Genomic DNA, 11,019 nt, shown 5'->3' on the forward strand with positions numbered 1-11,019 from the left:
CTCGCACGACACGGCGGCCTGAGATCGATGTGTCCGGCACCGCTGCCAGGCACTCCCTGGTCACGTCATCGACTACATTGAGCACACGGAACCTCCTGCCCGACGCCATCTGGTCGTGCATAAAGTTCAGGCTCCAGCGTTGGTTCGGCAGAGCCGGCACCGGGGCAGGAGCCCTTTGTGCCGACAGCACGCTTGCGGCTGCGTCGCCGCCTGACCGCCAAGCCTTCCTCCTGGTAGATGCGCTGGGTCTTCTTACGGTTGATCATGATCCCCTCCCGGCGCAGCAGGATATGCAGCCGCCGATAGCCGAACCGACGACGCCGGTTGGCCAGCTCCCGCAGCTTCTCTCTCAGCTCGGCATCGTCGCCTCGCGTCGAGCGGTAGCGCACACTCTCGCGATCGGCACCAACGACACGGCACGCCCGTCGCTCGCTCATCCCGTGGCAGGCCTGGAGATGAGCCACAGCTTCCCGCTTCGCGGCGGGCGTCAAAACCTTTTGCCAGGAGATCCTTCAGTGCCGCCTGGTCGAGCATCGCATCCGCCAGCAGCCGCTTGAGCTTGGCGTTCTCGCTCTCAAGCTCCTTCAGCCGCCGGGCCTCGGAAACCTCCAGCCCGCCATACTTCGACTTCCAGTTGTAGATCGTCGCTTCCGATACACCGTGACGCCGGGCCAGGTCGGCGGTCTTCGCTCCCGACTCGGCCTCCTTCAGCACGCCGATGATCTGCTCTTCTGAAAACCTCGTTCTCTTCATCTCGTCCGTCCTTCTGTCAGGGCCGGACTCTAATCATACTTGGAGGAATATCAGGGGGTCACGTCAATGCCGATGTGCTAGTGTTAATACGCAATAGCATGCCGTTCAATACCTTCCGGTCGTCAACTCGCGGGAAGCTACTTAGCTAGGAGGGCAAAAGCGGCTCAATGAATGACCATTCCATGCCGGTCAGTTGGTATCACCGCCTGGCGTCATGCCTCCCTCGCAAAGGAAAGCCTGCATCAAAAAGAACCAAAAGCCTCGAGGCCGTTCAGTTTACCGCTTAGCCTTTGGCATGGGGAGGTCTCAAATGTTCCAAAATGCCAAAACCGCGCGAAGCGCAGCAACAAATGCGAGGGGCTGATCAAGCATGAGATGATGGCGCGCGTTAGGCACCGCAACAATTGGAATATCCCCCCCTCCTAGCTCACGGATATAACAAGCAGAATCTCGATCGAAAAGTTGACTCTTTTCACCGTGTATAACTGCTTTGCGACCGGGCGCATCAACCAGTTTCCTGCCCACGCTCAGCCATTCGTCGTAGTTATTGTCGCGACGGAAGACCTCCGGAGAAAACTTCCATGCCCATTCTTCGCCATCGCGGCGGAGAGAGTGAAAAGCCATGTAGTCCAATAAGAAAGGCTCACCAACCGATTGCGGCGGTGCCAGGATATACCTCTCGCGCGCCGCTGCATAACTGGGATAGCGTCGGACCGGTTTATCTGGATTACCCGACCCTGGGCTCCACAGACCCATAGTCCAGTATTCCTCGAGTTTTTGTGGCCGCATTACCATGAGATCGCAGACAATAACGCCTGCGAAGGCGTCCGGCGTTTGAGAAACAGCCGTAAGTGCTGCACGCGCGCCGAAGCTGTGGGCGATGATCACCGGGTTGGCTCCGTCTGCGCGCAGATCGAGCGCTTCGCTGATTTCGGCGAATTCCTTTCCCCGCGCAGCTTCATCAGCGACGCCACGCATCTCGCTATCGCCCATACCGGCCAGGTCAAAAGCCACCACATCGTAATCTTGGGCAAGGTATGGTGCGATGAAGGCAAAGCAGCGGGCATGGGCGAGAAACCCGTGCGACATGAGCAATTTGGCCCGGCCACGCCTACCCCAGCGAAGATAATGTACACGCGCGCCATCAACCTCTACGAAGCCTTCCTCACGGGGCACACTCATCGCCCAGGAAAACCAATCGGGAATATGCGCCCCTCCGCCAGCCCATACCGGATCGATATCTGTTGAACCGTCCTGGATTGCAGTCAATTTATTCATTTCGGCCTTGTCTCCAATACCTGAGGCCATACCCCTCTCCCAAGCAGCATTTCGTCGAAATATTCCCCCGTAGGTGTATAGGTCGCGGCATAATGTCAATACGCACGAGTATGCAATATCGTGGCATTTTAGTTAAATGGCGAAACGCGAGATCCAGCAGAGGGCTCTTTCGACCAACGCACGTGAGTCAACCGCCCGCTTTCTATAGTTTGCCTATAGTTTGCGGACCGATGGCGACGCGTCCTTGAAATACCCTTTCGGAAACGTCTTCGAGATAACGATGTATTGCTTCCGTCTTGGCGCAAAATTTCAATCTTTGGATGGATATGGACCGAAGCCTCCCTAGGCGAACTCGCCGCTAGTGAGCGCAAGGCGAGACGTTATTCCAGTGATACGCTAGAGGAGTCGGTGTGCATTCCACCGCTGTTGCATCAAAATACGCAGAGCTTATGACCCGTCGCCGACTGATTCTGAACGAAGTCGAGCGAACGTCACTCGTTCGGTCCGTCCGGAAATACCATTGGTCTGCCCGTGCCCAGTCCCCTTTTGCGAACGCCACGGCGACGGACCCGAAGCCCTTCCTCACGGTAGATGCGCAGCAGCATCTTGTGGTTCGGTCGCATGCCTTCCCGCGCCAGCAGGTAGCCCAGGCGGCGATAGCCGAACCGGCGACGTTCCGCCGCCTGCTCGCGCAACCGTTCCCGCAGTGCCCCGTCATCCGGCGCCCCGTCATCCGGCCTCGCCGGCTCGTAACGGATCACCGTGCGGCTCACGCCAACCAGACTGCACGTCCGACGCTCGCTCAGCCTATGCTCCTCACGGGCATGGACGACGGCTTCCCGCTTCGCGCCGGGCGTCACCAATTTTTGGTGCCAGATCCTTCAGCACCACGTTGTCGAGCAATGCTTCGGCCAGCAGCTTCTTCAGCCGGCTGTTCTCGTCCTAGGCCGTGTTGATAAAAGACTTCAGCCATAGGCGCGCGGCGGCGAGGTTGAGGAAGCTGTCAAACGAGAGGTCCGTCTTGTCGTACCGGGTGGCGATGCGCCGCTGTTGCTTGAGCTTACCGAACATGCGCTCGACGCAGTTGCGATCTCGATAGCGGCGATAGTCGGGATGCTCGGGCATCTTGCGGTTCGAGCGGGGTGGGATGATCGGCAGGATACCACGGATCAGCAAGCCTCCCGGAAGCGATCACCGTCATAGCCTTCTGGGCGTGGCGATGGGGATATCCATCAGCGGCTCCGCAGCGGTGTAATCGGAGGCCTCGCCGCCAGTCAGGATGAAGCCGAGAGACAATCTCTGATTGTCGCATCGGGCGTGGATTTTGCTCGTAAAGCCGCCGCGTGATCGACCAAGAGCGTTCGCACAAGCCCCCCTTTTCCGCCCGCAGCCGAGACATGACCGCGAACGCTTGTGCTGTCGATCATATGCTGCCAGTCGTCCGTCAGTCCCAGGTCGATCAGCGTTTGCCCTGTTCAGCCCACCGCCTGAACCGGACATAGACCGAGTTCCATTTGCCATAGCGCACATGCATGTCGTGCCAGGGGCAGCCGACCCGCAGCACATGAAGCATGCCATTGAGGAAGCGCCGGTTATCGCCCGCCGGCCGCGCCCAGCGACCACGCTCAGCAGGCAGCAGCGGCCCGATCAATTCCCACTCCGCATCGGATAAATCCCCGCGACCCATGACTGCTCCTCAAAAAGCAGTCTTGAATCAGAACTCGGAGCAAATGGGGATCCCTTTTGTCAACACGGCCTAGAAGTCCGCAGCCGACAGGCATCGGATACCCCCAGTCCACCGAACTTCGACTTCCACTTGTAGAACGTGGCGGTGCTGGCCCCGTAACGGCGGCACCCCAGTTTCAAACCGCGATGATCTGTTCTTCGCTGGACCAGTTTCGCTTCATTCTCGTCCGACTTCTTTGCGTAAGAATCTAGCAAAAACCCGTCTGTTCAGGGGAGCAAGGCAACTTAAGGAAAACTCCACACCCGAGCGGTCCGACGCGGGGTCTGGATGTCAGAGGGCGCCAACTCCAATTCTCATGGGGGCAGGCAACGGGTGATTGGTTGGTCTTGACCTTGCGGCTCTTCTGATGGCCATACAATCTGAACATCCCTTGACAGCGCGAAATGTCGATCCTAAACCATACTTAAGAGTATGGCTAGCGACTATGCGACGAACATTTGGCGGGAGTGGAGAATTTGACCATACAGCAAGGCAATTTTCTCGAGAATAATGGCATTCGTACCCATTATCATGATGAAGGATCTGGCATTCCGCTCGTACTTCTGCATGGCTCCGGACCAGGAGTGAGTGCCTGGGAAAATTGGGGTAATGTAATACCTCATTTGGCAGAAAATTACCGCGTCATTGCTGCGGATATGGCTGGATTTGGGCTGACTGACTGCGAGCCTGATCTGACGCTCAATATGAAGGTGTGGGTCAGTCAACTTCTGGGCTTTCTGGAAGCTCTTAATGTCGGCCCCTCAGTTCTTGTTGGTAATTCTTTCGGTGGAGCGCTGTCGCTTGCGGCCACCCTTCGGCAGCCCGAGGCTGTGCTGGGCTTGGTATTGATGGGCACTCCGGCTGGTCAGTTCGAGCAGACGAGTGCCCTAAGTGAAGGCGCTGCATTCGAGCCCTCTCTTGAGGGTATGCGGGCCATCCTCGAGCGTTTCCCGTACGATACGTCTATCGTAACCGAGTCCATGGTTCGGGAGCGGTATGAAATGAGCCTACGCCATTCTGGGCGCACGGCGCTGCGCGCCCTAATGCCCCAATCGAGTGAAGAAGGGCCGCGGCTCGTTCGTGGAATGCCGGCTGAAAAGCTAGCTACGATCGATAAGCCGGCATTGCTGCTGCACGGGCGCGAAGATTCAGTCATTCCTATGGAGGTGGCGGTAGGTGCCGCTCGAAATTTGCCAAAGAGCGAGTTGCATATCTTCGGAGAGTGCGGCCACTGGGTTCAGTTGGAGCGGCCAAAGGCTTTTGTTGGCTTGATAAGCGAATTTCTTAGTCGCCACGGTTTTTAGGAGGGCGGAATGAGTGTCCATGGAATTGAGTTGGCGCTGTATGACATTACCACCAAGAGTTCAGTGAGAAAACGCTTCGTTGCAGAGCCTACAGAAGTACTGGGGCGATATGGATTGAGTCGGGATGAGCAGGAAATGATTGGGGGTATGAATGTATCTTCCATGCTTGATGTCGGAGTGAGTCCCATGCTCACTTTTGGCTTATGGATGTGTGTGCGGGGGCCGCAAGACCTGCCCGAGTACCTAAACGCGATCTCCGGCTGCGCTAGGGAGGCGGTGTGATGGCAAATGTGGTTGGTGGGTTTCTAATGTCCCACGACCCGCTGGTTTTCATTAACCCGCGGAAGATTGACTCGTCAGTTGTCTTGGCAGCGTACGACACGATCCTTGAACGCGTGCGTCAGCTAGATGCGACAACTGCTGTTATAATTGGTGCCGATCACTATATTTTATTCGGTCCGAATTGTTTACCTCAGATGGCGATCGGCATCGGAGATGTGCAGGGCCCAATCGATCCTTTGCCTGGAGTTGAGCGCGGGGGCATCAAAGGCAACCCGTCATTGGCGCAACATATAATGCGTGTGGGTCATGAGGAGGGGTTCGACTGGGCGGCTGCCAAATCGATTAACGTCGATCATTCTGTAGGTATTCCAGTTCGCCGCTCATTGCCTTCAGATGGTTCTGTCGCAACTATACCCGTCTATCTGGCCGCAGGTGTTCAGCCCTTAATTCGCACGCAAAGGGCCTATGACCTTGGCGGTTCGATACGTCGGGCCATCGAAGCTTATCCTGGCGACGAGAGGGTCGTTGTCATTGGATCAGGTGGCCTCAGCCATTGGGTTGGCCTTCCGCAAATGGGGCGTATCAACAAGGCCTTCGATAAGCTGATCCTCGATGCGGTGGAGAGGGGGGAGCCTGAGGCTCTCATCAATTTAACCGATGATTACATTCTAGAACACGGTGGAAATGGTGCGATGGAAATTCGTCAACTTCTCTGCGCAATGGGCGCAGTCAGAGGGGCGGGCAAGGTCATCGCTTATGAGCCTTGGGATGGTGGAGTGACCGGCCTAGGCTTCGCTGAACTTTGTGTTGCTTCTTGAGAGCGGGTAATAATGGAAAAAGAGGAGGGTATGGTTTCAAATCTAGTCGAACTCGGTGAAGCTTCGCAGATCCCGAAAGGTGAAATGAAGGCATTTTCAATCGATGGCCTTGGGGAGATCGCCGTTTATCACGTCGACGATGAGTGGTTCGCGACAGATGATGTCTGCTCCCATGCGGTAGCCTCTCTTACAGAAGGTTGGCTCGAGGGATTCACCGTAATTTGTCCGGCCCATTCTGGTGAATTCGACGTTCGATCGGGCAAGGCTCTTTGCTTTCCGGCCACAGAACCGATCAGTACTTATCAAGTATGGGTCGAGGGCGGTAAGTTGCTGGTGAACACGACACCGAACAAAAATGACGACACTCACGCTTCATCCCCGCAGTGTCAATAGGAGAACACCGATGGTTGAGACTTTTCAACGCGAAAATAACCGCGCGGCGTCTGACCTTGACTTTCACCAACTCGTGGATGTTGAAGCCGGATGGATCGACAGGCGAATTTTTTGGAATGCGGATATTTACCAGCTTGAATTGGAGCGAATTTTTGCCCGCTGCTGGTGTTTCGTAGGTCATGAATCGCAGTTCACTGAGCCCGGCGATTTCCTAACTACTCATATTGGGCAAGATGCTGTTATAGTCGCGAAAGATCGAAAAGGGGAAGTTAACGTATTCTTAAATTCCTGTACCCACAGGGGTAATAGAGTATGTTTTGCTGAGGCTGGCACCGCTCGTCAATTCACGTGTAACTTTCACGGATGGGCTTTTGGTCTAGATGGGGGGCTTGTTAGCATACATGAGGAGGAGCATTACTCAGCCTGCGCGAATTTCGATAAGAGTAAGTTAGGTCTACATCGGGCGAGAACTCAATCCTACAAGGGTTTGATCTTCGCTACCTTTGATCCTGAGGCGCCATCGCTAGATGAATATTTAGGCGACTATCGCTATTACTTGGATGTCCTGCTCGATAACGATCCTGGTGGTACCGAATTCCTTGAGGGCAACGTAAAGTCTCGATTGCGGTCAAACTGGAAATTCGCGGCTGAGAACTTCGTCGGAGACGCATATCACGCCGGTTGGACACATGCATCAGCCGCTGAAGCGATTTTTGGCCGCGGTGTAAAAGTAAATCCCGAGAAGTCCTTTCAAGCGAGTGTCAATGGACACGGTACCGAATTTGGACTGGATTTGATTGGTAATGCCATGGCGCTGGGCGAGCCAGAGGTTGTGGACTATTTGAAGGAGAATGAAGCGCGCTTCGCCGAACGCCTCGGAAAGCTGCGAGCGAAAATGGTGGGGGCTATGAGTTCGGCTAATGTTTTTCCAAATCTTGCATACCTCCCGGGACTTAACACTTGGCGAACATGGCTCCCCAAGGGGGCCCACGAGATTGAATTGAATACGTGGGTGCTCGTCAACCGCGATGCTCCAAAGAGCCTCAAGGAGGCCTACCGTCGTGGCATTTCGAGAACTTTCTCCCCAACCGGCATGTTTGAATCTGATGACGGGGAAAACTGGGAGCATTGCACGCACTCAAACGCTGGTGTCGTTACGCGCCGTCAGAAACTGCACTATGGATTAGGATTGGACTCGGCGATAGATCACGAAGAGTTTCCAGGAAAAATCCATCGCGTCCAATTGAACGACGCAAACCAGCGCGCATTCTATAAACGTTGGGCTGACCTCATGTCAGCCAGCGATTGGTCCAGCCTCGACAATAATTAAGGACATAAGCATGGTAACTGCTCCAGCCAATCCCAAGAATAACGCGCCTCGCCAGGCTTCTTTAGAAGTGTTTCATCTGATTCAACAATTTCTATATCGGGAGGCGAGGCTCTTAGACGAACAACGGTACGACGATTGGTTTCAATTGATGGACGAGGAATTCACCTATTGGGTCCCCGTTCCCCAAGCCCGTTATCGTCGCGACAAGAAGGGCACATATGAACGTGATCGAATGGCTCACTTTGACGATAGTCTAGCGGAGTTAAAGTTGCGGGCTTCTCGGTGGAAGCAACGAACTGCTTGGAGTGAAGACCCACCTACACGCAACATACACTATATTTCGAATATCGAAGTAGAACCTAGCGAAGAAGAGAACGATTGGTTAGTTCGTTCGGTCGCAATAAGTTTGCGTAATCGCAATGAAGATGAAGAGGACTGGCTTGGTGGTCGGCGAATAGATCTTATTCGTCAGACCCCAGAAGGTCTTAGATTAGTGCGTAGAGAGGTGTTTATTGCCCAGACAGTATTTTTATCCAAGAACTTTAATACGTTTATCTAATCGGTTGTCCCGTTATCGGTAGGTGCGGAGCGGGTTGCTGTTTGCGCGGTTTGCTTTTGTCAGGGACACAGACGCATTCACTAGTAGCTTAATGTTAGTCGGTTCTGGCAGCGCCCCATTAAGCCTTGTCCATTTAATCAATCAATATTTTACCGTAGGAGAAGATATCGTTGCGACGTTCGGTCCGAGGGTATCATCTTTCCTTTAAGCGTAAAACGCTTGTTGTTCTTGTATAATGTCTATGATCGAGAGGATCAGAAGCAACGTATATAATTATACGATCGTCCGTCATCGTCAAATTCATGAGATTCCTGCTATGATCAAACGCCTCCATTCAGTAACGACATTTTTCTTACGATGGGGGGGGCTTGTATGACGAACACCGTTGCGATCATTGGCGCTAACGCTGCAGGTTTGACCACAGCGATGGAGCTTCGGCGCTTGGGATACGATGGGCGAGTGATGCTCTTTGATGCCGAGATGGAGCCGCTGTACAATCGTCCTGCCGTGTCGAAGGAAATGCTTTCAGGTGAGTTTAGCGATCCCTCGGACACCCCTCTAGTGCGGGCCGATATTTTAGAGAAAATGCACCTGGAGCTTGAGTTCGGCAATCGTGTTTTGGGCATTGGGACCGCGGGGCGGTTGGATCTTTCTGGAGGGCGGCAGGTAGGCGCGGAGGTTATGGTTGTGGCAACGGGTGGGTTGGCTCGATGGCCTGCACAAGTTCCGAGATTGCAAGGCATCCACACCCTGCGTACTTCGCGCGATGCAATGGCGTTGAGGGAGGCGCTGTTGCCAGGAGCTCGTGTAGTCGTAATGGGCGGAGGCGTGATCGGTTGTGAAGTTGCTTCAAGTGCTGTGAGGCGTGGTTGCGATACTACGATTGTGGACATTGCGGCGTTACCGATGCTCCGTTCGATCGGCGAGGGAGCAGGGCGGGTCATGGCGACTGTTATTGAAGAGGCAGGGGTTAAACTGAGGTTGGGTGAAGGTATAGCCTCAGTCCTAGGGCCGTCACGGATTAGCGGCGTGGTGCTCATGAACGGCGAGACTCTACCTTGCGATGTCCTAGTTATCGGTGTCGGGATGGTTCCCAACGCCAAGCTTGCAAATGATGCGGGCGCGGAAAATGATAACGGCATTTTGATTGATGCTCATTGTCGAACATCGCTGCCAGGAGTCCTTGCTGTCGGGGACGTTACCCGACGCCGAAGCACCGTCGAAGGGTTAGGAGATCGAAGCGAGACTATTTTGAACGCGCAGATCCAGGCACGGGAGGCAGCCTCTACTATCCTTGGCCTGGAATTGCCTAAGGCACAGCCATCGGGATTCTGGTCCGATCAGTTCGATATAAATATTCAGGCCGTAGGCAAAGTCGATCGTACGGTCTCGCATTGGTTAAAGCCGTTCAATGGTCAGGAGGGTGTTTTACTGCAGTTTAGCGAGAATAAACTATGTGGGGCGGTAGGCTTCAACAGCGGCCGCACAATTGCCCGCATTCGCCGTCTGCTCAGCGTTGGAGATCGTCGGCCCCCGGAGGAGTTGTTGAGAGATCCAAAGCTTAATGGATAGGCAGAAACTTTACAGCTCCTTACCTTGATCGTTGGTAGGGCAAGGCGATTTTGGTGCTAGAGTGGTCTCAGAATCCGTGCTGGTGAAGGAGGCCGCCATGGATGTCTCAAGCTCTCTCGATGGATTTGCGTGTCTGCTTCTATCGGCGGTTGATGGCGGCCTGAGCTTGCGTGCTGCGGCTACCCGTGACGTGACCCCCCTGATTTTCCTCTAAGTTGGATTAGAGTCCGGCCCTGATAGAAGGACGGACGAGATGAAGAGAGCGAGGTTACCGAAGGCAGATCATTGGCGTGCTGAAGGAGGCCGAGTCGGGAGCGAAGACCGCCGACCTGGCCCGGCGTCACGGTGTATCGGAAGCGACGATCTACAACTGGAAGTCGAAGTATGGCGGGCTGGAGGTTTCCGAGGCCCGGCGGCTGAAGGAGCTTGAGAGCGAGAACGCCAAGCTCAAGCGGCTGCTGGCGGATGCGATGCTCGACCAGGCGGCACTGAAGGATCTCCTGGCAAAAGGTTTTGACGCCCGCCGCGAAGCGGGAAGCTGTGGCTCATCTCCAGGCCTGCCACGGGATGAGCGAGCGACGGGCGTGCCGTGTCGTTGGTGCCGATCGCGAGAGTGTGCGCTACCGCTCGACGCGAGGCGACGATGCCGAGCTGAGAGAGAAGCTGCGGGAGCTGGCCAACCGGCGTCGTCGGTTCGGCTATCGGCGGCTGCATATCCTGCTGCGCCGGGAGGGGATCATGATCAACCGTAAGAAGACCCAGCGCATCTACCAGGAGGAAGGCTTGGCGGTCAGGCGGCGACGCAGCCGCAAGCGTGCTGTCGGCACAAAGGGCTCCTGCCCCGGTGCCGGCTCTGCCGAACCAACGCTGGAGCCTGAACTTTATGCACGACCAGATGGCGTCGGGCAGGAGGTTCCGTGTGCTCAATGTAGTCGATGACGTGACCAGGGAGTGCCTGGCAGCGGTGCCGGACACATCGATCTCAGGCCGCCGTGTCGTGCGAG

Annotated in this window: 7 protein-coding genes and 5 pseudogenes; 7 read left to right on the forward strand and 5 right to left on the reverse strand. The window is 55.3% G+C overall.

What is annotated here, in order from left to right; all coding sequences use genetic code 11:
- The 5 genes and pseudogenes from GRI72_RS14290 to GRI72_RS15035 form a co-directional block, all read right to left on the reverse strand.
- Positions 1 to 753: pseudogene (locus GRI72_RS14290) on the reverse strand (IS3 family transposase); the annotation flags it as partial.
- Between the two features lie 306 nt (positions 754 to 1,059).
- Complete coding sequence (locus GRI72_RS14295) at positions 1,060 to 2,061, reverse strand: alpha/beta fold hydrolase (protein ID WP_237487221.1); 1,002 nt, start codon at positions 2,059 to 2,061, stop codon at positions 1,060 to 1,062.
- Between the two features lie 515 nt (positions 2,062 to 2,576).
- Positions 2,577 to 2,973: pseudogene (locus tag GRI72_RS15060) on the reverse strand (IS3 family transposase); the annotation flags it as partial.
- Positions 2,974 to 3,718: pseudogene (locus GRI72_RS15030) on the reverse strand (IS5 family transposase).
- A 77-nt stretch (positions 3,719 to 3,795) separates the two neighbouring features.
- Positions 3,796 to 3,885, reverse strand: a pseudogene (locus GRI72_RS15035) (transposase); the annotation flags it as partial.
- Between the two features lie 348 nt (positions 3,886 to 4,233).
- Here GRI72_RS15035 and GRI72_RS14315 point away from each other — a divergent pair.
- The 7 genes and pseudogenes from GRI72_RS14315 to GRI72_RS14350 form a co-directional block, all read left to right on the forward strand.
- Entirely contained in the window at positions 4,234 to 5,061 is an 828-nt protein-coding gene (locus GRI72_RS14315; protein ID WP_160734585.1) for an alpha/beta fold hydrolase, read from the forward strand.
- Between the two features lie 281 nt (positions 5,062 to 5,342).
- On the forward strand, positions 5,343 to 6,161 hold the full coding sequence (locus tag GRI72_RS14325; protein WP_160734587.1) for a DODA-type extradiol aromatic ring-opening family dioxygenase: 819 nt from the start codon (positions 5,343 to 5,345) through the stop codon (positions 6,159 to 6,161).
- Between the two features lie 12 nt (positions 6,162 to 6,173).
- Complete coding sequence (locus GRI72_RS14330) at positions 6,174 to 6,554, forward strand: non-heme iron oxygenase ferredoxin subunit (RefSeq protein ID WP_160734588.1); 381 nt, start codon at positions 6,174 to 6,176, stop codon at positions 6,552 to 6,554.
- Positions 6,555 to 6,564: 10 nt separating this feature from the next.
- Positions 6,565 to 7,884 (forward strand): aromatic ring-hydroxylating oxygenase subunit alpha, encoded by a 1,320-nt coding sequence (locus GRI72_RS14335; RefSeq protein WP_160734589.1) that lies wholly within the window; start codon positions 6,565 to 6,567, stop codon positions 7,882 to 7,884.
- A 10-nt stretch (positions 7,885 to 7,894) separates the two neighbouring features.
- Positions 7,895 to 8,443: a 3-phenylpropionate/cinnamic acid dioxygenase subunit beta gene (locus tag GRI72_RS14340; RefSeq protein ID WP_160734590.1), complete on the forward strand. Its 549-nt coding sequence runs from the start codon at positions 7,895 to 7,897 to the stop codon at positions 8,441 to 8,443.
- A gap of 372 nt (positions 8,444 to 8,815) precedes the next feature.
- Positions 8,816 to 10,015, forward strand: coding sequence for an NAD(P)/FAD-dependent oxidoreductase (locus GRI72_RS14345; protein ID WP_160734591.1), 1,200 nt, complete (start codon positions 8,816 to 8,818; stop codon positions 10,013 to 10,015).
- A gap of 253 nt (positions 10,016 to 10,268) precedes the next feature.
- Positions 10,269 to 11,019, forward strand: a pseudogene (locus tag GRI72_RS14350) (IS3 family transposase); the annotation flags it as partial.

It is taken from the genome of Pelagerythrobacter marinus (genome assembly GCF_009827515.1).
Lineage (GTDB): Bacteria > Pseudomonadota > Alphaproteobacteria > Sphingomonadales > Sphingomonadaceae > Pelagerythrobacter > Pelagerythrobacter marinus.